The following is a 23851-nucleotide window of genomic DNA, read 5'->3' on the forward strand; positions in this document are numbered from 1 at the left end:
GTATGGGCTGGCGAAAACTCATGTCGCCAACCGTTGACTAACCCACTCAAGGCTTCTTTCAAAATGCGACATCGTTTGGCTTTCCATATCGCGCTGGCGCTTGGCGTCAGTCTTCCTCTGGCGGTTTTCGCCCAAGCCGGTGCATTGCATACGACGGCTATTGCGCCGATGCCGCTCGCCAAGGCACTGGAGAACTTCTCGCACGAAGCGGGCATGCAGATCGTCTATGGTTCAGATATCGCCGATACCGTGCGCAGCCCGGGTGCCGACGCCGGCCTAGCGCCGGAACAGCAACTGCGTCAGTTGCTGGCAGGCACGGGCCTGACCTACCGTCTGGTCACGCCGAATACGGTGTCGATCATCTCGGGAAACGTGGCAGCCAATGCGGGCAATCCGGCCTCCGCTGCGGTGACGACGGCCGGTAACGCAAGCTCCAATCCGGTCGGTGACACGGCTGCTTCATCCGGCGGCAACAAGAGTGCAAAGGATCTCGATCAGGTGGTGGTGACGGCGCGTTCCGGCGTGGACGAGCGCACCAAGGCACAGACCAGCTACTCCATCACCACCATCGACGAAGACCGCCTGCGCATGCAGAACCCGACCAGCGTCACCGAGGCGATGAAGTCGGTGCCGGGTTTCTGGGTGGAGTCGTCGGGTGGCGAAGCGAGTGGCAACATTCGCGCACGTGGTATTCCGGTGGACGGTTTTGGCTCGGTGAACCTGCTGGAAGACGGCATTCCGGTGCAGCACGATCCAGCACTTGGCTACCTCAATGCCGATCAGGCTTTTCGTCTGGATGAAACCATCGATCGTATCGAAGTGGTGCGCGGTGGTCCGTCATCCATCTTCTATTCGAATGCGCCGGCCGGTGCGATCAACTTCATTCCGCGTCAGGTCGGTGACTCCGCCGAAGGCCTGGTGAAGTACACCGTGGGTAACTACGGGCTCAATCGCCTCGACTTCTGGTACGGCACGCCCATCGGCGATGGCTGGAAGCTCAGTGCGGGTGGTTTCTTTCGTCAGGATAATGGCGTCCGCAGCCCCGGCTTCACGAACGATCAAGGCGGCCAGTTGCGCGCCTCGCTTTCCAAGCAGTTCGAAAACGGCAGCATCAGCTTCGACGTGAAGCACATGGACGACAAGGTGGCGTTGGACCTTGGCATCCCGATGTATCGCAATGCCAGCGGCGATCTGCAGGCCGTGCCGGGTTTCAATGGCAACTACGGCACGCTCGCCGGGCCGGAGACCGAACACATCCAGATGATTCAGGGCAACGGCAGCCTGTACAACTTCGACAACTCGCTGGGCACGCAGGTCAAGCGCACGCAGTTCACGGTGAAGTTCGACTACAACCTGGGCGCTGGCTGGAAGATTGCGGAGAACCTGCGCTACAGCGATACCGATACGCAGCGCAACGGTGTGTATCCGAATGCCGTGCAAACGACCGCGGGCTTCCTCAGCACCGCCCAGAGCCGGCTTGCCCAGTACTATCCGAATGCGGCTGGCATGCAGCTGCAATACGTGGATAACGGGCAGGCGTACAACGCCAGTCCCAATAACGGCCTGGTCGTGACGGGCGGCTTGCGCGGCATCACCATGCCGATGAACGAGTTCACCAGCGACACGCGCCTTCTACGCAAGTTCGAATTGGGTGACCAGACGCACGACGTGACGTTCGGTTACTACTACGCGCACTTCAACCAGAGCTTTGATCGCTACTCGTCGACGGCGATCCTCACCGCGACCGACAACGCACGCCTGCTGGACGTAGTGGCGGTGGGTGCCAACGGCAATGCGCTCGGCAAGCTGACCAACAATGGCATCTATGGCTATGGCTACGAGTGGGCACATGCCAGTGGCACATCTAACACCAGCGCGTTCTATGCCTCGGACGAATGGCAGGTCAACGACAAACTCCGCATTGATGGCGGCGCGCGCTGGGAGCGCGTGAATACGACGGGCTGGACCGAGCTGTCACAAACCGTGAACCTGGGTACGCCTGCGACGAGCAACATTCTCACTGGCAGCGGGCAGTACGCCGATTACGACCACAGCTTCAACAAGCTGGGTTGGACCTTGGGCGCCAACTACCAGTTCAGCGAGCATCAGGGTGTGTTTGCCCGCTACACGTCCACGTTCCGTTTGCCGAACCTTAGCTCGTACATCACCTCGCCGACGGCTACACCCATCACGCAGACGATGATCCTGCCGGAGATGGGCTACAAGTACAGCAACCGTTACATGGATGCATACGCCACGCTGTTCTATACCAAGTACAACAACGTCAGCTTCAGCAACTATGTGTTCAACCCGAACACCGGTGTGTCGACGCCGCAGACCGGCTATGCGAACACCGAAACCTATGGACTGGAGCTGGAAGGTACGTTCTATCCGTCCAAGTGGTTCGACGTGCAATACACGGCCACGGTGCAGGATCCGAAGTACAAGGGACTGAGCTACACCACCGTTACGGCGGGTGCGCCGGTGTTGCTCAACTACGACGACAATCAGCTCATTCGCGTGCCGAAGAACAGCTTTCGTATCGTTCCCGGCGTGAACCTGCTCGACGACAAGCTGCGCTTGCAGATGTCCTACGAGTACGAGGGTCGGCGCTATGTGGATACGGCTAACTCGGTGGTGTTGCCGCAGTACCACACCATCGGTTTTAGCGCGCGCTACCAGATGACGCCGGAGCTGTCGTTCTTCTTCTATGCCGACAACCTCAACAACTCGCTGGGCCTGACCGAAGGCAACCCGCGTGCCGGCGAGCTGGCGAGCAGTGACGCGACCAAGAGCGTGTTCATCGCGCGTCCGTTGCTGGGTCGCTCGTTCCGCGCCTCGGTGATGTACCGCTTCTAACGGCGTTTGGCGTCCCGCGCGTCGCTCCGCATGGCGGCGCGCGGGATGGTTTTCCTGCTACAGGAAGAAAGCCATGCATAAAAGCTCACTTTGTCGTCATCGGCTTCTGGCGCTGGCCGCACTCTGGCTGGCGGTTATCGGCGTGGCGTGCGCCACGGATACTGCGCCGGACGTCGTGCTGCGCGGCCAGTTGCAAGGCGCCGACGACCATACCTATCGCGAGGTGCCGTTCAAGGTGCCTGAGGGTGTCAATCGCATCACTGTGCAGTTTGAATCCACAGGGCGTGATGAGCACACCACCGTCGATCTTGGACTGATAGATCCGGCAGGCTTTCACGGCCAGCAGGGCCTCCGTGGGTGGACGGGTGGAAGCAAACAGCTTTTTACCGTGGGTGCCATCGATGCCACGCCATCCTTCGCTCCCGGTCCGATTCAGCCCGGCCGCTGGGCACTCCTGCTCGGCATCCCCAATATCCGCCCGGCATCGAAAGCGGAATTCACCGCCAAGATCTGGTTCGGCCATCCGGGCGATCCCGCATGGTTGCCTGCCGTGCTCAACCCACCGCTGCGCAAGGAGGCGGGTTGGTATCGCGGTGATCTTCATATGCATGGCGCTCACAGCGACGGAAGCTGTCCTACGCAAAGTGGGGGCGCACGTGCGCCGTGCCCGCTGTTCTTTACGGTGGACGATGCGGCCAAACGCGGGCTCGACTTCATCGCGCTGAGCGATCACAACACGGTATCGCAGGCCAACGACATCCGCGAATTGCAGCCGTACTTCGACCGATTGCTGCTGATTCCTGCGCGCGAGATCACGACGTTTGAAGGCCACGCCAATCTTTTTGGTACCACGGAGCCGCTGGATTTTCGCCTCGGCAGCGTACCCGTACCGGACTGGAACGCGCTGCTGGCGCAAGCAGCGACCTTGCATGGTGTGCTTTCCATCAATCACCCCATCCGCCCGAATGATGAAACTTGCATGGGCTGCGGTTGGACGCCCTCAAAGCCGGTAGATATGCGGCGCGTGCAAGCCATCGAAGCAGTAAACGGAATGGACGCGCTCAGTCCGACCTACACCGGCATCCCTTTTTGGCAAGACCAGTTGAATAAAGGCTTCCACCTCACCGGCATCGGCGGCAGCGACAACCACAGCGCGAAGGTGGCGCTGCCCATTCCTGGCGGAAGCACGGCGATCGGTCTGCCGACGACGGTGGTGCATGCCAGCGAGTTATCGATGAAGGCGATTCTCGACGCCATTCGTGCGGGTCACGTCTTCATCGATGTGCAAGGCAGTCGCGATCGTCTGTTCGACATGGTGGCGAGCGTGGGCAATCAGGCGGCCGAGATGGGCGACGCGTTGAGTGCATCCGCTGGAAGCACCGTTCGCGTCACCATGCATGCGACCGCGATGGACCAGGCAAAGGCAGAAATCATCATGGACGGCAAACTCTTTGAGCCAGAGGAGAACTTGGCTATTCACGGGGCAAAGCAGACGTTGTCATTTGATTGGCCAAGCGACGGCAAGCGCCACTGGATTCGCGCGAACGTGCGTGATGCGGGTGGAGCCTTGTTGATCGTTGGTAATCCGATTTACATCAACTGAGTGCGCGCCGATCCGTCTCTTTCCTTCGAGTTTTCTTCCGCTTCTACGGGCCGGAGAGGTCGTTCTTCGGTTGGATATGGACATTGCCTGAGGTGACGCCAGAGGCGTGACATACCCGCGCGAGTGGCTTCCAGGTCGAACGAACGAGCTGGAAGCCTCCGGCGGGAAAGGCGTCATGGAACGGAGAGGCGCCGTATCTTTATAATGCGTGGCCGTTTGTGCAAAGCGGTGCCGCTTACCGGTGTTTTATCCGGTGCCTTCCGCGATTGCCCTGTTCAGGACCCGGCCGATATGAAGCTCTTAGCTATCTCAGGTAGCGCGCGCCAGGAATCCACGAACACCACGTTGCTCATGGCGATGAGAGGCCTTGCTCCCGTCGGCGTGGACGTGTCGGTGTTTCACCGGCTCGATACGTTGCCCGTGTTTTCGCCCGATCTGGAAGGAGAGCGGACGCCGATGGCAGTGATTGATTTTCTGAGTCGCATCGCCGGCGCGGATGGCATCATTATTTCCAGCCCGGAGTACGTGAGGGCCATTCCCGGCGGCTTGAAGAATGCCATCGACTGGATGGTTTCTCGCTACGAGATCATTGGTAAACCGATTGCGCTCGCCCACGCCTCACACCGCGGTGACGACATGCTGGCCTCGCTCAGGGTTGTGCTCGGGACGGTCAGTGACGGCTTCCTTCCCCAGGTGTTCCTCCGCCTGCCGCTGGTCGGCAAGTCGGTGGAGGACATCGCGCTGCTGATGCGTGAACCCGGCTACGCATCGCAGATCACGGACTTCCTGTCCGAAGTTGCTGCCGCCATCGAGGCAAGGTCGCTGGGCCGGTTGTAGGGCGTTTGTCGGTGGTTGCCGAGTCGGTGCGCACCATCATGTGGCAAATCCACTTTCACTCGCCCCTCACGCGGTGACACCGTGCGGCGCATGGTGTTCGCTTCATGCACTACCGTATTTTTGCTTAGCGCACCTACGTAGTCTCTCGAATTGTCAGTGCCGTCCAAATCCGCGACCGTGAGAATTGTCGCGCATCGTCAGCGCGCGTAGCTCGGGCACAGTCCGTCGGGCGTGTTCTTCATGCATCGCGGCGGTGGCCAGGAAAGGCCTGGCCGGTTGTCGCGATGGAGTCAGGATATCGGGAGAAGTGTGGATGTATGCGGCATATCGCTCTGACATAAGCAGGGTAGGGGCACGAAAGAACGGGAAGGCGTGTTGGGGATCGCTATGCATGCTTTTGGCGCTGGTGTGGGCCAACGCGTGTATGGCCGCGCAGGATCCGTTGCCATCCTGGAACGACGGTGGAACCAAGCAGCAAATCGAAAGCTTCGTCACTAAGGTCACCAAGCCGGGCTCGCCCGATTTCGTCGAACCAGCCAAACGCATCGCCGTATTCGACAACGACGGCACCTTGTGGACGGAGCAGCCCATCTACTTCGAGTTCTTCTTCGTACTGGATCAGGTGAAGGCTCAGGCCCCGCAACATCCGGAGTGGAAGACAACCGAACCCTTCAAATCTGCGCTGGCCGGCGACATGAAAGGGCTGGCTGCGTCAGGCGAGAAAGGTGCCATTGAACTTATGGCAGCCACGCATGCGGGTATGTCCACCGAGGAATTCGCGCGGCGTGTCAACCAGTGGGTGTCCACGGCGCGTCATCCGAAGACGCACCGTGTGTTCACCGAAATGGTCTACCAGCCCATGCTGGAGCTGCTTCACTACCTGCGCGAGAACGGCTTCAAGACCTACATCGTTTCCGGCGGTGGCCAGGACTTCATGCGCGCCTGGGCTGAGGCCGTGTATGGCGTCCCGCCTGAGCAGGTGATTGGCAGCGAGGCCGAGCTCAAGTACGAGTTGCGCGATGGTCAGCCCGTATTGATCAAGGAGGCCAACGTGGCCCTTGTCGACGACCACGCAGGCAAGCCGGTCGGTATTGAACGCTTCATCGGTCGCAAGCCCATCTTTGCATTCGGTAACTCCGATGGCGATCAGCAGATGCTCGAGTGGGCGACGTCGGGCGATGGCGCGCGCTTCGCGGGGCTGGTGCATCACACCGATGCCGCGCGCGAATACGCCTACGACCGGAAGTCGCCAGTCGGTACGCTCGATAAGGCGCTGGATGAAGCCACGGCCAAGGGTTGGACCGTAGTGGACATGAAGCAAGACTGGAAGGTTATCTATCCCGCAGAAAAGCAGTAGCGCAATACGACGGCGCCGCCCGTGTGCGCCGTTGCGGATTGAACGATGTGGTCCCCGTTGGCTGCCCCGCGCAGTCGTGTACACCTGGAGGTTCCCATGTTTCGCCCGTGGCAGCGCAGTACCTTGTTGAAATCACTGACGACGGTAGTCACGACAGCATTGCTGGTCGTGGCCGCCGTCACTCTCCAGCCACCCGTGGCAAAAGCACAGCCGCCGGCACAGGATCAGCAGGAGTCATCGTCCGACAACGGCAAGCCGAACATCCTTGTCATCTTCGGTGATGACGTAGGTATCTCGAACCTGAGTGCTTACTCCATGGGTCTGGTCGGCTACCGCACGCCCAACATCGACCGTATCGCCCGCGAGGGCATGCTCTTCACCGACTACTACGGTGAGAACAGCTGCACGGCTGGCCGTTCAACCTTCATCACGGGCCAGACTGTGTTGCGCACGGGCTTGTCGAAGGTGGGCGCACCCGGTGCGCCGCAAGGCTTGCAGGATCGTGACGTCACCATTGCTCAGGCACTCAAGGGGCTGGGTTATGGCACGGCGCAGTTTGGTAAGAACCACCTGGGCGACCAGGATCGCTTCCTGCCGACCAAGCACGGTTTTGATGAGTACTTCGGCAATCTCTACAACCTCAATGCAGAGGAAGAGCCGGAGCGTCCGTACTGGCCTAAGAACGACCCGGAGTTCCTCAAGTCCTATAATCCTCGCGGCGTCATACACAGTGTCGCGGACGGCAAGATCGAGGATACCGGCCCGCTGACCAAGAAGCGCATGGAGACGATCGACGACGAGACGACAGGCGCCGCGATCTCCTACATCAAGAAACAGGCCGATGCCAAGCAGCCGTTCTTCGTGTGGATGAACTTCACGCGTATGCACGTCTTCACCCATGTGCGGCCCGAATTCAAAGGCAAGGCCGGATTGGGCGATGGGCATGAATATGCCGATGGCATGTGGGAGATGGATCAGAACGTGGGCAAGTTGCTCAAGTCGCTCGATGATGCCGGCATCGCCAAGAACACCATCGTGGTTTTCACCACGGACAATGGTCCGAACTTCTTCACCTGGCCTGACGCCGCCAATACACCTTTCCGGAGTGAGAAGGACTCCAATTGGGAGGGCGCCTTCCGTGTGCCGGGAATGGTTCGCTGGCCCGGGCACATTCGCCCCAACACGGTGAGTATCGCGTTGATCTCTGGCCTCGATTGGTTCCCCACCTTGGTGGCAGCCGCCGGCGATCCCGATATCACCAACAAGCTGCTTAAGGGAGACAGCATCGGCGGAAAGACTTTCAAAGTCCATTTGGACGGCTACAACTTCCTGCCCTATCTGACCGGCAAGACGAATGTCTCGCCGAGGCAAGAGTTCTATTACTTCAACGATGATGCCGAAATGGTGGCTGTGCGTTGGGATCCCATCGAGACGGGTGGTGTGAGACCCGACGCATGGAAAACCGTTTTCTGCGAACAGAAAGCGCAAGGAGGCCTGGATATCTGGCAGGAGCCCTTTGTGTGTCTGCGCGTGCCACGGCTATTCAATCTGCGAATGGATCCGTATGAACGGGCCAATATCGGTCCGACGACGGGCTACGAACAATGGATGACCGAGAACGTTTACCTGATCGCTGACGGTACCCGCCGGGCCGCCACGTTCTTGCAGACCTTCAAGGACTATCCGCCGAGCCAGTCGCCCGGCTCGTTCACCATCGACAAGGCAATCGACTCCCTAAAGATGCAGTTGGAAAAGCAGGGCAAGTAATCGCCCGCGAAGTGGCCACAGGGAAGTGGCATAGAGAGCTCCAAGCAAACGCCAGTCGAGGATATCGGTTGGCGTTTTCTTTTGAAGATGGTCTGGTCGTGGCCCGCAGAAGCCCCATGAGTAGCTGCTAGTACAGACGGCTATTTGGATTGTCATCCATACTCCTGATGCTCCTTTCGATGTTCAACGCGTGCATCGCGATGCCGAACGAAAGCGTTGAGTCCATCCGGTGGCATAGCTTGGCGTGAGTGAGATGTTTCCTGTTTTGCGCAGGATATCTCTTGTGACCGCGCATGCTTTTCGCGTCCGCTTCGCGAAGCACCGAGCGTTGCGCAAAAACCCTACACGGCGTTGAGGGTTTGAGCGATGTCACGCATCGCTGAGCTTGGGCACTCTAGTCGACCTTCTTTCGTTCGAGGAACTTTGATCACCTTGCTCATGGTGACAAAGTGATTTCGTGGGCGGTGTCGTTGGATCTTCACTGGCTCGTCGGTTCCCGGAGGAGGAAGGGATGCATCGACGTTGGCTGCATGGCGCGGTCAAGTCCAATCAGGAGCACAAGCATGTTTCCATCACGGAAGCGAAGTACTTTGATGAGATCACTCACGGCGATGATTGCGACGACCGTGATCGGCGTTGCTGCCTTTGCCATGCAGCCACCCGCCGTCCAGGCGCAGTCCGCGGCGGACGACGCGTCTGCTGGCAATGAAAAGCCGAACATCCTCGTCATCTTTGGCGACGACGTGGGCATCTCCAATCTGAGTGCCTACTCGATGGGCATGACCGGCTATCGCACGCCTAATATCGATCGCATTGCCCGTGAAGGCATGATCTTCACCGACTACTACAGCGAAAACAGCTGCACGGCTGGGCGCTCCACTTTCATCACGGGCGAAAACGTCCTACGCACTGGCCTGTCCAAGGTGGGCTTGCCGGGTGCGCCAGTGGGCCTGCAGGACAGCAACGTCACCATCGCTCAGGTGCTGAAGTCGATGGGCTACGGCACGGCGCAGTTTGGCAAGAACCATTTGGGCGACCAGGATCGCTTCCTGCCGACCAAGCATGGTTTCGACGAGTTCTTTGGAAACCTCTATCACCTCAATGCGGAAGAGGAACCCGAGCGTCCCTATTGGCCGGCGAACAACCCCGGGTTCCTTGCTCACTACAACCCGCGTGGCGTGATCCATTCCTATGCGGACGGCAAGATCGAGGACACGGGCCCCTTGACCAAGAAGCGCATGGAGACGATCGACGACGAGACCACCGGTGCGGCGGTCTCCTACATCAAGAAGCAGGCGGATGCTAAGCAGCCGTTCTTCATGTGGATGAACTTCACGCGCATGCACGTGTTCACGCATGTGCGCCCGGAATACGAGGGCAAGGCGGGTCTCGGCAAGGGTCAGATGTACGCCGATGGCATGTGGGAAATGGACCAGAACGTCGGCAAGCTGCTGCAGACGCTGGAAGAAGCGGGTATTTCCAAGAACACCATCGTGGTCTTCACTACCGACAACGGCCCGAACGAGTTCACTTGGCCAGATTCCGCCACCTCGCCGTTTCGTAGCGAGAAGGATTCCAACTGGGAGGGCGCCTATCGCTCGCCGGCCATGGTGCGCTGGCCTGGGCACATCAAGCCGAATACGGTGAGCAATACACTAGTTTCCGGCCTTGACTGGTTCCCGACACTGGTGGCTGCAGCCGGCGATTCGGACATCACCAACAAGCTGCTCAAGGGCACCAGCGTCGGAGGCAAGAACTTCAAGGTGCACCTGGACGGCTACAACTTCCTTCCCTACCTCACGGGCAAAACCAACGAAGGGCCTCGCAAGGAGTTCTTCTACTTCAACGACGATGCACAGGTGATGGCAGTGCGTTTCGATACGATAACGCCGGGAGGGAAGGTGCCTACAGCGTGGAAGGTCGAGTTCTGCGAGCAGCGCGCTCCAGGCGGGCTGCAGATCTGGATGGAACCATTCGTTTGCTTGCGCGTACCGAAGATCTTCAACTTGAGGATGGACCCGTACGAGCGTGCCGATGTCGGCCCAACCAATGGCTACTATGGTTGGGAGACGGAGAACGTCTATCTGGGCGCCGAAGGTGTGATGCGTGCCACCCAGATGTTGCAGACGTTTAAGGAGTATCCACCTAGTCAGATCCCGGCGACTTTCACCATCGACCAGGCGACCGATGCGCTGAAGCGTGAGCTGCAGCAGAAACAAGGCAAGTAACTGCCTGTTGGACGCGAGTGATCCAATTATCACTCGCGTCCTCTTTTCGATACCGGTCATTCTTACTTAAGTAGTCAGTGGCGCGCTGTTTGTTCTCTATACTCCGGAAGAACCAGCCTCGCGCGAGTTGCATGCCTGCCATGAAACCTCCCCGTGTTGGAAAACAAGCCTTTGTGGCCACACCTGCCATCTCTACGACAGGCGTTGTGCCGGCACTGCTTCTCTTTGGTTCCGGAGCGGCCTCGCTGGTTTATCAGCTGCTTTGGATCAAACAGCTTTCATTGGTGGTCGGCGTCGAGGTCTATGCCGTCACCATTGCAGTAAGTGCTTTCTTCGCTGGTCTGGCTCTGGGTGGGGCGTGGTTCGGACGCAAGGCGGATCGCCTTGAACACCCACTTCGTCTCTATGCATGGCTGGAAGGTGCGGTTGCCGTTCTCGGCGTGGCCGCGACTTTCTTGCTGGCGCACAGCGCCTCTTTGTTCGCCACGCTTGAGCAGCAGATGGGTTGGCTCGCGTGGTCGCTTCCTTTTCTTCTGGTTGGCGTGCCGGCGGTTGCCATGGGCGGCACGCTGCCGGTTCTCGTGCGTACGGCTGCACGCGACAGTGTGGCTGGCATAGGCGGTCGCCTTTACGCAGCCAACACTGCGGGTGCGGTGTTCGGCGTGTTGGCCGCGCCCTTCCTGCTACTTCCTGCATTGGGTGTGCAGGGTTCTGCTTGGGTGGCCGCTGCGGTCAATGTGCTGGCCGCGCTAGTGGCGTTGGCGCTGGACCGTCGTTTGGAGCCACCGCCATCCATGGTTGCGAATCAGGGGGTAACTCCCCAGTCGGCTCGTATGGCGCTTGCGCTTTACGCCATTGCCGGTGGCATCGCGCTTGGCTACGAAGTGGTGTGGTCGCAAACCGTGGTGCAGTTCATGAGTACGCGTTCGTTTGCGTTTGCCATGATGCTCGCTGTTTACTTGATTGGCTTGATGGCGGGTAGCGCGATATATGCGCGCTTTGCCGATCGCGTTCGTAATGGCTGGGCGGCTTTCGGGGTCCTGATCGCTCTCGCCGGTTTTGCGGCATTGCTGCAGGTAAGCCTGCTTGGCGATTGGTTGCCGACGTTGCAAGGCCAGGCATCAAATCTGGTGATGTCGATAACAGGCAGTCGACTAGCCTCCATGTGTGCGCGCTTTGCGACAGCGGCAAGCGTGATCGTGTTGATTCCCACCCTGCTGTTGGGCGCCGCCTTTCCCGCGGTCCTTCGCCTTTCTGCCCGCGCCGACAATACGGGCCAAAGCGTCGGCTTGGCGCTCGCTTTCAACACGCTTGGTGGCATAGCGGGTACGGCATTGACGGGTTTCCTGCTGGTGCCGACGTTTGGGCTTGTGCGGTCGCTCGCGCTACTGGCGATGCTGGCAGCGCTGGTTGGTCTGGTGGCCGTGTTCGTAGGATCCCCGCAGCGCGGCCGGGCTCGCTGGGCCGTGGTGGCGGTGACCGTGTGCTCTATGGCCGCTGCGGTGCTGACGCCTCCGCAAAAGCTGGCCAGTCTCCTAACGCAGAGCCGCGGCGGAGAGATCACCTATTACGAGGAAAGCCGAGGCGGTACGGTCGCTGTGTTGGCGCAAGGGCAGGGCGATCACATATTTCATCGCCTGTATATCCAGGGCGTATCGAACTCGGGAGACACCTTGCCTTCGCTGCGTTACATGCGACTGCAAGCGCTGTTGCCGTTGATCATCCATCGTGGGGAGCCACACTCGGGCCTGGTGATCGGGGTCGGGACGGGTATTACAGCCGGTGCCTTGTCGCAGTACCCGGGCCTCTCCACACGCGTCTGTGCGGAGTTGCTGCCGGCCGTGGTACGCGCCGCGTCGCAGTTTCAGGGCAACTACGGGGCGGGACAGGACCACGGCCTGGATATCCGGCTACGCGATGGTCGACGCGAGCTGCTGGCCAGCGAACAGCGCTACGACGTGATCACGCTGGAGCCGCCGCCACCCTCGGCGGCAGGCGTGGTAAACCTCTATTCGCGAGATTTCTACCAACTGGCGGCAAGGCGACTTGCGCCAGGGGGTGTGCTGGCACAGTGGTGGCCGTTGCCGACGCAGAACGACGAAGATTCTCGCGCCATGGTGCGGGCGTTCCTCGATGCGTTTCCCCACGCCACGCTGTGGACGACTGAACTGCACGAAATGTTGCTGGTCGGCTCGAACGACCCGATCGAACTCGACGCGTCGCGGATTGAGCAGCGTTTCAATCAGCCGTCCGTCGCCGGTGCGCTGGGTGAGGTCGGCGTGAGTTCGCCAGCGGCGTTGTTGGCGACCTGGGTGACTGATCGCGCCGGTCTTGAGCGCTATGCGGGAAGCACGCCACCCGTCACCGACGATCATCCAAGCATCGAGTACGCGACCTGGGTGCGACGCAACGAGTTGGTTCGAGTGCTTCCCGAACTGGTGGCGCTGCGGACGGAACCGCCGCTACGCGGCGCGAGCCCCGAACTGATCGAAGCCATGCACCGCCAGCGCGATGTGCTTTTCACGTTTTACGCCTCCGGGTTGGCGGCCTACCAGGGTGATCGCGACCAATGGTCCGAAGCACTGGGCTTGGTGATGCAGGCAGATGGCCAGAACCCGTATTACCGCTGGATTGCCGGTGGCGGTCCGTGATGCACGCTAGGCAAGGGAGCCGAGAAGACACATGAACGCCAAAGAGGCCATGTCAAACCTGCAGACGCAGATGGAAGCGTCCATCATCGGGCAGACGGACTTGATCCGGCAGATGATTGTCGGCCTGCTGGCGAACGGGCATCTGCTTCTGGAAAGCTTGCCCGGTCTCGCCAAGACCCGGGCAGTCAAGAGCATGGCGAAGCATCTTGATACCGAGATGCGCCGCATCCAGTTCACACCCGATCTGCTTCCTTCGGACATCACTGGTGCGGAAGTGTTGCATCAGCAGGGCGGTCAGAACATTTTCCAGTTCCAACCTGGGCCCATCTTCGGCAACGTCATCCTGGCCGACGAGATCAACCGCGCACCGGCCAAGGTGCAGGCGGCGTTGCTGGAAGCGATGGAGGAACGGCAGGTCACCGTGGCGGGAACCACGCACAAGATGTCCGATCTGTTCATCGTGATGGCCACGCAGAATCCCATCGAACAGGAAGGTACGTATCCCCTGCCAGAGGCTCAGCTCGACCGCTTCTTGTTGAAGGTGCTGGTGGACTATCCGGACCGTGACAGCGAGGTCGGCGTGCTGAAACTGGTACGCAGCGAAGAGGTGGGTGGCTCGTCCAGCGCTGCTGGTGCGACGATCACGCGCATCGAGCCAGCAAGCATTTTCGACGCGCGTGGTGAGATCCATGGCCTGCATGTGGCTCCGACCATCGAGCAATACATCATGGCCCTGGTCGATGCCACGCGGCATCCGGACCAGTACGACAAGACGCTGGCAACCTGGATCCAGGTTGGCTCCAGCCCGCGCGGCGGCATTGCACTGGAGCGCACGTCGCGCGTCCACGCGTGGCTGGAGGGTCGCGACCATGTAACGCCAGATGACGTGCGTGCGATGGCCCATCCGGTGCTGCGTCACCGCATCATGCTTTCCTACGACGCCAGCGCAGAAGGTATCCATGCCGATCAGGTGATCGACAAGATCCTTGAACTCGTGGCCGTGCCGGCCTGAGGCCATCGATGACCACGGTAGAGGCCAGCGACGTCGGCACCGTTTACGTCACTCCCGCGCATCTGGCGCGCATGGAGTACGACGCGCGCCGCCTGCGCGCCACACCGCATCGTCCCCATCACAGCGTGCTGGCCGGGCGGCATGCTTCGCGGCTGCGAGGGCGTGGACTCAATTTCGAGGAGATTCGCGCTTACGTGCCCGGCGACGACGTACGCCACCTCGACTGGAAGGTATCGTTGCGTGTCGGGCATGCGATGGTACGGTCGTATACGGAGGAGCGCGACCGGCCCGCGCTGATCGTGGTGGATCAACGCATGTCGATGTTCTATGGCACGCGTCGCGCGATGAAATCGGTGGTAGCGGCGGAAGTGGCCGCACTGGGTGCCTGGATGGCATTTCAGGCGGGGGACCGCGCCGGCGCCGTGGTGTTCGACGACAGCGAGATCCACAGCCTGCGCGCGCGACGCAGCCGTTCGAGTCTCCAGGCCGTATTGGGTGCACTGGCGCGCAGCAACCAGGCGCTTCGCGCCGACAGCTCCACGCGCATCAACCCGGCACAATTGAACGGTGCGTTGCGTGCTGCGCTCCATTTGGCGACCCACGATTACCTGGTCTTCATCGTGAGCGACTTCCTCGGGGCGGATGAAGAAACCCTGCAGCTCATCCGCGAGTTGGCCACGCACAACGACGTCATCGCCGCACTCGTGTTCGATCCTTCGGCGCGCGCCGTGCCCGATAGCGGCAAGATTGTCGTGACCGAGGGCGAGTTGCAGGTGGAGCTGGATTTCGGTCGCAAGACCATCCGCGAGCCGCTCAGCGCCATGTTCGAGCAGCGTCTGCAACAGACGGTGGAGCTGGTGCAGCGCTGCGGCGTGCCCACGCTGGCGATCGATACCGAGCAGCCTACGCTGTTGCAGGTGGCGCGCCTGCTCGGTCACTTTGCGCAGATGCGGGGTTAGCCGCATGTATGTGTTTGTCGACCCCATCAAGATGGCATCCATCGCCGATCTCAAGGACATTCCCGCCCCGCCCCCGGTTTCCTGGATGCCGCAGACCGCAGGCTGGTGGGTGCTGGGTGGGCTCGTGTTGCTAGGTGTTCTTGTGTATGCCTCCCTGCGGTGGCGCAGGTGGTGGCGCAATCGCTACCGCCGCGAGGCACAGGCGGAGTTGGCGGCCATCGAGCGCGCCATCGTCGACCCCGCCACACGCACGGAGGCGCTGATGGCTATTCCTGCGCTGGTGAAGCGAACCGTGCTTGCCTGGGCGTCACGTCGGGAGGTGGGGCCGATGAGTGGCGAGGCATGGCTACGCTACCTGGATCGTACGTATCCCTCCGGCGGCTTTGTGCAGGGGCCCGGCCGGCAACTGGACGCGCTGGCATACGGGCAAGGTGTCATCGGCAACGACGACCTGGCTTCACTCATGGCGTTGCTGCATCAGTGGATCGATAGCCATGTTGCAGCTTGAGTATCCCTGGCTGCTGACCTTGTTGCCGCTGCCTTTGCTGGTGTGGTGGCTGATGCCGCCCTATGGCGAGCGTACCAAGGCGGTTCGCGTACCGTTTTTCGAAGAACTGGCCAAAGCGACAGGGCAGCAGCCGGCCCGTGGTGCAGTGGTGCTACGCGGGAACTGGCTGCGCCGCCTCCTGGCGCCGCTGTGTTGGGCATTGGTTGTGCTTGCACTTGCCGGCCCCCAGCGATTGGAGCCACCGATCGAACGAACCGAGGCGGCGCGCGACCTGCTGCTGGCGATCGACCTGTCGGGATCCATGGCGACGCCGGATTTCCTGGATCCTCAGGGGCAGCGCATTTCCAGGCTTGATGCGGTGAAAGGCGTCGTGGACGATTTCGTCCGGCGTCGCAACACCGACCGCATCGGTTTGATCGTGTTCGGTACCAATGCCTTTCCACAAGCTCCGCTGACACTGGACCACGTGGCCGTACGCGAACTGTTGGATGAACTGCGCGTAGGTATGGCCGGCGAGCAAACCGCCATCGGTGACGCCATCGGCGTGGCGGTGAAGATGACCGCGCATTCGCAGCAACGCGAGCGCGTGTTGATTCTGCTGACCGATGGCAACGATACCGCCGGTCGGATTCCCGCAGAGACAGCTGCGGGAATCGCCAAGGCCAACCATATCGTTATCCATACCATCGGTATCGGCGATCCGAACGCCAAGGGCGAAAATCGCGTGGATCTGGATGCGCTCAAGCGCATCGCGTCGGCGACGGGTGGGCGCAGTTTTCGCGGCGAGAATCGCGAACAGCTGGCCGATATCTATGCGCTGCTCGATCGCATGACGCCCAGTAAGGTGAAGCACTCAGTTTACCGGCCCAAGGTCAAGCTGTATTACCTGCCGTTGGGTGCGGCCCTGCTGCTGATGATTTTCTATCACCTGCTGATGCTTGGCCTCTTCGCGCCGCTCGCGCGAAAGCGCGTCGCGGCGTCACTCGCATCCAGGCCATCGGAGGGCTAAACGATGGACCAGGGCTTCCATTTCATCCGCCCGCTATGGCTTTTGCTGTTGCCGCTGGGCCCACTGTTGCTGTGGTGGTGGCAGCGGCGAAATGACCCGCTCCAGCGATGGAAAGGCATGATTGCACCGCATCTGCTGGCGCATCTGGTGGTGGGTGACAGCGAGCATTGGCGCGCGCGTCCCATCCATCTGGTATGCGCTGTTCTGGTCATCGGAAGCATTGCCTGCGCCGGGCCAACGTGGGAGCTGGAATCGCCGCCGTTCGCCGAGGATCGAGCCCCGATGATGGTGGCCATGGATCTGTCGCCCGCCATGAATGCCATGGATGTGTCGCCGACACGGCTGGAGCGCGCCAAGCAGAAAGTGCGCGATCTGACGGCGCTGCGCGTGGGCGGCCGCACCGGCCTCATCGTGTACACCAATACCGCGCACATGGTGTTGCCGCCCACAGACGATGCCGCGCTGATGGAGATGTTCCTTTCGGCACTGAGCACCGACCTGCTGCCGGGCAAGGGGAGCAATGCCGGCGCTGCGCTGGCACTGGCCGATCGGTTGCTCGACGCCGAGCACGACCCCGGCACCATCGTGTTCTTCACCAGCGGATTCGACGATGCGCAGATCCCCGCCTTCGTAGCGCACCACCAGCATTCGCGGCAGCAGGTGTTGATGCTTGCGGTGGGTACGACCAGAGGCGGCCCGCTGCGCACGGCGAATGGCGGTGAACAGACGGGGGAAGACGGCGCGCCCGTGGTAGCGAAGCTTGATGACAAGGCGCTGCAACGGCTCGCATCGCAGGCACATATTCCATTGGCCAGCATCACCTCGAGCAATGACGACATGCAGTGGGTGCAACGCGAGGCGGTGCATCACCTGCAGATCGTCAACGATAAATCGTCCGTGCACTGGAAAGAGTACGGCTACTACCTTTGCTATCCCCTGGTGCTGATCGCTTTGTTCTGGTTCCGGCGCGGCTGGATGGTGCGCTGGGTGTTCATACTGGGGTTCGTCGGGCTGAGTGCTTTGCCGTCACCCGCCACTGCCGCCGACTGGCACGTGGCCGATTGGTTCTTCACCCCCGACCAGCAGGGGCGCTGGTACTACGAGCACCGGGATTTCGGCAGTGCGGCTGAGCATTTTCAAAGCCCTTATTGGAAGGCGTGGGCGCTCTATCAGCATGGACGCTGGGACGAAGCACAGAAGATCTTCGAGACGTTGCCCGGGTCGGATGCGAAGTTCATGTCCGGCAATAGCTACGCGCACCAGTTCGAATATCAGGAGGCCAAGGATGCCTACAACGACGCGTTGCGCCTGCGTTTTCCCTTTCCCGAAGCCGAAGCCAATCTACGGTTGATGGACACGCTGATGAAGCAGCGGGCGGAGGTGCCACCGGAGACCAAGGACGAGGACAACACGCCCGACAAGATCAAGGAAGACAAAGAGGGCAAGAAGGGCGATGAGAAGGAAGAAGCCATGGGCAAGCGCCCCATCGCGTTGCCCGCGGACGTATGGATGCGCAACCTGAGCGTGTCGCCCGCGGACTTCCTGCGCACCAAGTTCAGCATCGAGAACGGACCGCCAGCGCCCCGAGTGCCGGCACCCGCGACAAGCGCGCCGGGGCCATCGCCATGAGGATCTGGTGGTGCTGCCTGTTGTGGCTGGTCGTGGCCATCGCTCATGCCGATGCGTTGCCTCCATCGATGCCACCCATCCAGGTGCGTGTGCATCAGGAGCCGCCTGGCTCGCTGATGCAGGGCGAGACCACGCGCATCGTGGTGGATCTGCTCACCCCCGATTTTTTTACCGACGCGCCGGTATTACCCGAGTTGCACATAGACGGCGCCTATTTGTCGCTTTCGGACGAAACCCCCGGGCATCTGGTGGAGACGATCAACGGGCAGACCTGGTCCGGTGTATCGCGCACTTACCTCATCACCCCGTTGATGTCTGGGGCGATGGAAATCCCCTCGTTCGAGATCACCGCCCATATCGGCGCGCAGCGCACCCCAGTCGCAGTACAGACCCAGCCGCTCGCATTGCAGGTACGCGCGCTGGTTTTGCCGGTGGGCGTGACGGAAGCGCTGATCGCCGGCTCGGTGAAGGTCACGCAGACGGTAACGCCGCAGGACGGAAGTCTGCACGTGGGCGACACGGTGACGCGGCGCGTGGAGATATCCGCGGAGGGCGCTCCCGCGATGATGTTGCCTCCCACCGCTTTCGCGCCGGTGAATGGTCTCACCCTGTATGCCGCATCGCCGGTCACGCGAGATGCTGTCGATAATCACGGCGGTTTTGTCGGTGGCAGTCGCGTGGATACCGCCAGTTACGTCATCGACCATCGCGGCCGTTACACGTTACCGCCGGTGTCGGTGCGCTGGATGGATAGCCGTACGCGCGAATGGCGCGAAACCACAGCCCCAGCGGTCCATTTCCACGCATGGTGGGGAGGCACCGATAAGCCGCGTTTTGCCCTGCCGAAAGGCGGCTTCATGCCCAGGCTGATCGGGTGGTTGTCGAGTGATGAGGGTCTTGGTGTCCTCTTGCTGGCCGTGTTGGCATGGTTTGGCTGGCGGTTCCGTGATGCATGGCAAGCTCGCTGGGCTCAATGGAAGGCATGGCGATATCGACGCCGACATTCAGAGGCCGCAGCGTTCCGCGCTGTTTCCCGACAGCGCCACACGACCTCAGCCGTGGCGCTGGCTGGAGCCGTCGACGCATGGGTTCGGCGCGCTGCGGATGATGGTGGGCCGAGCAGTGTGACGGCCTGGGCCGCTCGTTACGGCGATGCATCCCTGCAAGCGCATTGGAATGCATTGCAGGATGCGCTTTACGGGCAGAGCGCTTCGACATGGTCGGCCCCGGGTCTCATCGACGGGCTCGCGTTGGCACGGCGGCATTGGAAACACAGACAGCGATGGTGGCAGCGCCGGCCCGCATTGCCGCCACTAAACCCGACGTCTTGATCGACAGCATCGCATTCACGGCTTCATCGCGCGCGCCGGCTACCATGCCCGCGCGCGACGGTGGAAAACAGCATCCCAGGAAGGGATGCACGACATTCATACCGTAGGTATCGGAGAGAGCAGGATGGGGCGTTCCAGGAAGAGCCACGGCAAGCGCTCAGGTAAGGCAGCGGCTGCGCCATCAGCGCCCGCTGCCGCAGCGACGGCATCCGTGGCTCAGCGACGGCATGTGTGGTGGTTGCCGTTGGGTGTGGCCGTGCTGGTGCTTGTCCTGCTCGGTATCTGGTGGTCGCGTGTGCCTGCGCCGGGTGTGGCGACCACGCCGGTGGCTACGGTTACTTCGTCTTCCGCGCAGCCAACTGCCGCCTTGCCACCTTCGCACTACGTGGGCGCGCAGACATGTGCTGCATGCCACGCCAAGGAAACGCAGGCGTGGCAATCATCGCATCATGCATTGGCCATGCAGGTGGCCGATGACAAGACTGTCGCGGGTCATTTCGATGGCGCGCTGAAGCAGGACGGCTCCGTCGCAAGCTTCTTCAAGCGCGACCATGCGTATTTCGTCAAGACCGATGGGCCGGATGGCAAGCCTGGCGAGTTCGAAGTGAAGTACACCTTTGGTGTCTATCCACTCCAGCAGTATCTGGTTGCCTTTCCCGACGGCCGGCTGCGGACCTTGCGCGCGGCATGGGATGCACGTCCCGCTGCCGAAGGTGGCCAGCACTGGTTCAATCTCTATCCCGGCGAACGTATCGACGTGCACGACACCCTGCACTGGACGCGCTTGAACCAGAACTGGAACTACATGTGCGCCGACTGCCACTCCACGAACGTGCAACGCAACTACGACCTGGCCAGCAACACCTTCAAAACGAGCTGGAGTGAGATCAACGTGGCCTGCGAGGCATGCCATGGCCCGGGCTCGCGCCATCTTGAGTGGTCGAAGGCCACCGACGAGAAGAGGCGCGCCGATCCGTCGATGGGTTTGGGCATTGCGCTGGACGAACGCAAGGACACGCACTGGATTCCCAACCCAACGACCGGCAACCCGGTGCGCAGCACGCCGCTGGCATCGCATCGCGAAGTGGAAACCTGCGCGGTCTGCCACTCACGCCGCAGCATTATCGCCAAGGACACGGCACCCACCGGTCGGTTGATGGATACGCACGATCCGGTGCTACTCACCGAAGGGCGCTATCACTCGGATGGCCAACAGCTTGACGAGGTTTACGTGTATGCCTCGTTCCTGCAGAGCCGCATGTACGCCAAGGGTGTGACCTGCAGCGATTGCCACGATCCGCATACAGGCAAGACACGGGCCCAGGGCAATGCGCTGTGCGAGAGCTGCCACACGCCCGCTGTCTACGACACGGCAGCTCACCATATGCACAAGGAGGGCAGTGCGGGGTCGCAGTGCGTGGCGTGCCATATGCCATCGAAAAACTACATGGTCATCAATGCACGGCCGGATCACTCCATCCGTGTTCCGCGCCCTGACCTCACGGTGCAGTACGGTGTGCCCAACGCCTGTGCGAACTGCCATGCCGACAAAGGTGCCCAGTGGGCGGCAGATGCGATTGCGAAAGCACACGGCCCCGAACGCAAGGGCTATCAGCATTTCGTTGAAGCACTCGATGCCGCGCGCCGTGGCAAGCCAGGGGCGGCATCACTTCTGACCACGTTGGCCGGTGATGCCAGCTCGCCGACCATCGCACGCGCTACGGCGGTCGACGAACTTCGCCACTACGCCAGTCCCGATGCGTTGCCCGCCATCCAGACGGCGCTGGGTGATGCTGATGCGCTTATGCGCGCGGCTGCGCTGGATGCGCTGCTGGCGTTCCCAACCGACGTACGTGGACCACTGGCGGCATCGTTGGCTGACGACCCGGTGCTGGATGTACGCGTCAAAGCCGGGCGTGCGCTGGCCGGTGTGCCCGATGCGCAACTCGACGCGAACCAGCGCACGGCACGTGACCGGGCGTTCGCTACGTATCGACAGGCACAGGACGCCATTGCCGATCGCCCGGAATCGCATTTTGACCTGGGCTTGGTCTATGTCGAGCGCGGCGACGCCGCGGCGGCGGAACAGGCCTTCCGGCAGGCGTTGAAGCTGCAGCCGGATTTCGTACCGGCCTATGTGAATCTGTCTGACATGTATCGCGCCATGGGACGGGAAGAGGACGCCGAAAAGATCGTCGACGAAGGGCTGAAGGTAGTGCCGGGTAACGCCAACCTGCTGCATGCCAAGGGGCTTGCGCTGATTCGACAGAAGCAGCCGAAGGAGGCACTGATCTGGCTGGAGCGTGCGCATCGTGCCGAGCCCTCCAACGCGCGCTTTGCCTATGTGTATGGCGTAGCGCTTGATTCGGCGGGGCAGGGCGAGCAAGCGCGCAAGCTGTGGGAGGAAAGCCTGCGTACGTCGCCGTACGATCCTTCGTTGCTTTTCGCCCTGGCCGGGGCGGAGCGTGACGCCGGCAACAAGGACAAGGCACGCGAATACGCCGAGCGGCTGGTGGCGGTGGCGCCGCGTTCCCGCGAGGCGCACGAACTGCTGCAAAGCCTCGGGGGCGACAACATGCCGGCCTTCCATTGAAGGTCTTCAGGCCGGCCGGGCAGCGCCACCAAGATGGACGTTGCAGGGCAAGCGTTGCAGCACACACTTGGCCAGCCCTGACGCGAGGGTATATCGCGTCAGGGAAGCACACGGCGGGGTCAACGTCGGTCGAGCGAGTATTTGCCCGGGCCGGCAATGCATAGCAATAGCAGCCCGCCAGCGATACTCATGTTCTTGTAGAAATTGATCATGGCGCCGATGCGCTCGGGATCGACCAGGTTCCAGAACTGGTGACCGATCACCGCCGCCGCAATGGTGTAGAGCCCCAGCACGATCGCCAGCGGACGCGTGTAGAAACCCACGGCGATGGCAATGCCGACGAAGAACTCCATGATTACCGCGATGGCCGCTGTCACCGCCGGCATCGGGACGCCGACGGAGCCCATATAGGCGACCGTATCCGAAAAGCCGATGAGCTTGCTCCAGCCGAAGATGACGAAAAGGATCATCAGCAGAAGGCGGGCGAGTAGCAGCATGCCGTCTCTGCTGCCTGCCAGTAACGTATATCGCATGGCGGTTCTCCCATGACTCTACGCAAGGCATGCGGGGCATGCCCACATGCGCCGCGCCGCCCATGCGGCACGGTCATGGACACTATATGCCTGCGCGCGACGGATGGCGCAGCCGGCTTTGACAGATCAGGCGTCTTCGGGGATATCGCTCTTGTAGCGGTCGGCGGCCACGCTACGCGAGAGTTCGGGCAGCATGCGCCGACGTGCCTCTTCGAAGCGCTTCCATTCCACGCTGTCGACCAGGGAGGGAATGGTGACTACCTCGCCCTGGTCATAGCCGGCCAAAGCCGCATCCACCAGTTCGTTCACTTCCATGATCATGCGCGGCGGAAACGACTCGAGTCCGCCAGCGACATTCCAGGTCGCTGTGCGCGTGACGCCCGGCAACACGCATTGCACGCGAATGCCGTGGTGGGCAACTTCCTCATGCAAGGTAAGGGTATAGGTCAGCACGTAGCTCTTGCTGGCGGCATAGGCACCGACGGAAAGCTCCGGCGCCAGCGCCAGTATCGAACCGACGTTGATGATGCTGCCCCTGCCGCGCGCGACAAGGCGGGGCAACAGTGCGGCCACCAGCCGTGATGGTGCGGTGACGTTGAGTTCGATCATCGCTGCCACCGCGTCCGGCGACGCCTGGGCCAGGGCTGGCCCCGCCTCTACCCCAGCGTTGTTCACCAGGATGCCGATGGTGTGGTCGGTGCGCAGGCGCTCTTCCACCCGTTGGCGTTCGGCTGGCGATGTCAGATCTGCTGGAAGCACCTCTGCTTTCACGTGATATTCACGCGAAAGTCGTTGGGCCAGCGCTTCGAGCTGTTGTTGGTTGCGGGCTACCAGCACCACGGGATGGCCGCGCTGCGCGAAACGGTCGGCGTAAGCCGCGCCGATGCCGGCGGAAGCGCCGGTGATCATGACGGTATCGGGTTGCTCCACCACGGCCATGCAGGTGTCTCCGAAAGAGGGGAAGTCGCTTGAGGG

16 protein-coding genes are annotated in these 23851 nt (G+C 61.4%); 14 read left to right on the forward strand and 2 right to left on the reverse strand.

The features are described 5' to 3' along the window. Positions 1-63: 63 nt before the first annotated feature. The 14 genes from DYST_RS19155 to DYST_RS19220 all read left to right on the forward strand — a co-directional run bounded on the left by DYST_RS19155 (position 64) and on the right by DYST_RS19220 (position 22343). Entirely contained in the window at positions 64-2859 is a 2796-nt protein-coding gene (locus DYST_RS19155) for a TonB-dependent receptor (RefSeq protein WP_239947594.1), read from the forward strand. A gap of 73 nt (positions 2860-2932) precedes the next feature. Next, positions 2933-4462 carry a CehA/McbA family metallohydrolase gene (locus DYST_RS19160; RefSeq protein ID WP_239947596.1) on the forward strand — a complete coding sequence of 510 codons (1530 nt, stop codon included), beginning with the start codon at positions 2933-2935 and terminating at the stop codon, positions 4460-4462. A 204-nt stretch (positions 4463-4666) separates the two neighbouring features. Continuing rightward, positions 4667-5299, forward strand: a complete 633-nt coding sequence (locus DYST_RS19165; protein WP_239947598.1) for an NADPH-dependent FMN reductase — start codon at positions 4667-4669, stop codon at positions 5297-5299. Positions 5300-5690: 391 nt separating this feature from the next. Continuing rightward, on the forward strand, positions 5691-6656 hold the full coding sequence (locus DYST_RS19170; RefSeq protein WP_239947600.1) for an HAD family hydrolase: 966 nt from the start codon (positions 5691-5693) through the stop codon (positions 6654-6656). A gap of 96 nt (positions 6657-6752) precedes the next feature. Then, positions 6753-8423: an arylsulfatase gene (locus DYST_RS19175; protein ID WP_239947602.1), complete on the forward strand. Its 1671-nt coding sequence runs from the start codon at positions 6753-6755 to the stop codon at positions 8421-8423. Between the two features lie 593 nt (positions 8424-9016). Beyond that, positions 9017-10651 carry an arylsulfatase gene (locus tag DYST_RS19180; RefSeq protein WP_239947604.1) on the forward strand — a complete coding sequence of 545 codons (1635 nt, stop codon included), beginning with the start codon at positions 9017-9019 and terminating at the stop codon, positions 10649-10651. Positions 10652-10791: 140 nt separating this feature from the next. Continuing rightward, the gene (locus DYST_RS19185; RefSeq protein ID WP_239947605.1) at positions 10792-13302 is read left to right on the forward strand and encodes a fused MFS/spermidine synthase; all 2511 of its coding nucleotides are present in this window, start codon (positions 10792-10794) and stop codon (positions 13300-13302) included. A 31-nt stretch (positions 13303-13333) separates the two neighbouring features. Next, entirely contained in the window at positions 13334-14314 is a 981-nt protein-coding gene (locus tag DYST_RS19190) for an AAA family ATPase (protein WP_239947607.1), read from the forward strand. A gap of 8 nt (positions 14315-14322) precedes the next feature. After that, the gene (locus DYST_RS19195; protein WP_239947609.1) at positions 14323-15273 is read left to right on the forward strand and encodes a DUF58 domain-containing protein; all 951 of its coding nucleotides are present in this window, start codon (positions 14323-14325) and stop codon (positions 15271-15273) included. A 4-nt stretch (positions 15274-15277) separates the two neighbouring features. Continuing rightward, positions 15278-15781: a DUF4381 domain-containing protein gene (locus DYST_RS19200; RefSeq protein ID WP_239947610.1), complete on the forward strand. Its 504-nt coding sequence runs from the start codon at positions 15278-15280 to the stop codon at positions 15779-15781. Next, positions 15768-16790, forward strand: coding sequence for a vWA domain-containing protein (locus DYST_RS19205; protein ID WP_239947612.1), 1023 nt, complete (start codon positions 15768-15770; stop codon positions 16788-16790). Before DYST_RS19200 ends, DYST_RS19205 begins: the two co-directional genes overlap by 14 nt. Before the next feature lie 3 nt (positions 16791-16793). Beyond that, positions 16794-18419, forward strand: coding sequence for a VWA domain-containing protein (locus DYST_RS19210; protein ID WP_239947614.1), 1626 nt, complete (start codon positions 16794-16796; stop codon positions 18417-18419). Beyond that, complete coding sequence (locus DYST_RS19215; protein ID WP_239947616.1) at positions 18416-19750, forward strand: BatD family protein; 1335 nt, start codon at positions 18416-18418, stop codon at positions 19748-19750. The genes DYST_RS19210 and DYST_RS19215 overlap by 4 nt, the downstream gene beginning before the upstream one ends. Before the next feature lie 124 nt (positions 19751-19874). Continuing rightward, entirely contained in the window at positions 19875-22343 is a 2469-nt protein-coding gene (locus DYST_RS19220) for a tetratricopeptide repeat protein (protein WP_239947618.1), read from the forward strand. 119 nt (positions 22344-22462) lie between these two features. Here DYST_RS19220 and DYST_RS19225 read toward each other — a convergent pair whose 3' ends face one another. Beyond that, on the reverse strand, positions 22463-22876 hold the full coding sequence (locus tag DYST_RS19225; RefSeq protein WP_102302864.1) for a DoxX family protein: 414 nt from the start codon (positions 22874-22876) through the stop codon (positions 22463-22465). A 126-nt stretch (positions 22877-23002) separates the two neighbouring features. Beyond that, the gene (locus DYST_RS19230) at positions 23003-23815 is read right to left on the reverse strand and encodes an SDR family NAD(P)-dependent oxidoreductase (RefSeq protein WP_239947620.1); all 813 of its coding nucleotides are present in this window, start codon (positions 23813-23815) and stop codon (positions 23003-23005) included. Positions 23816-23851: the final 36 nt, after the last annotated feature.

The sequence above is a fragment of the Dyella terrae genome, assembly GCF_022394535.1.
GTDB lineage: Bacteria > Pseudomonadota > Gammaproteobacteria > Xanthomonadales > Rhodanobacteraceae > Dyella.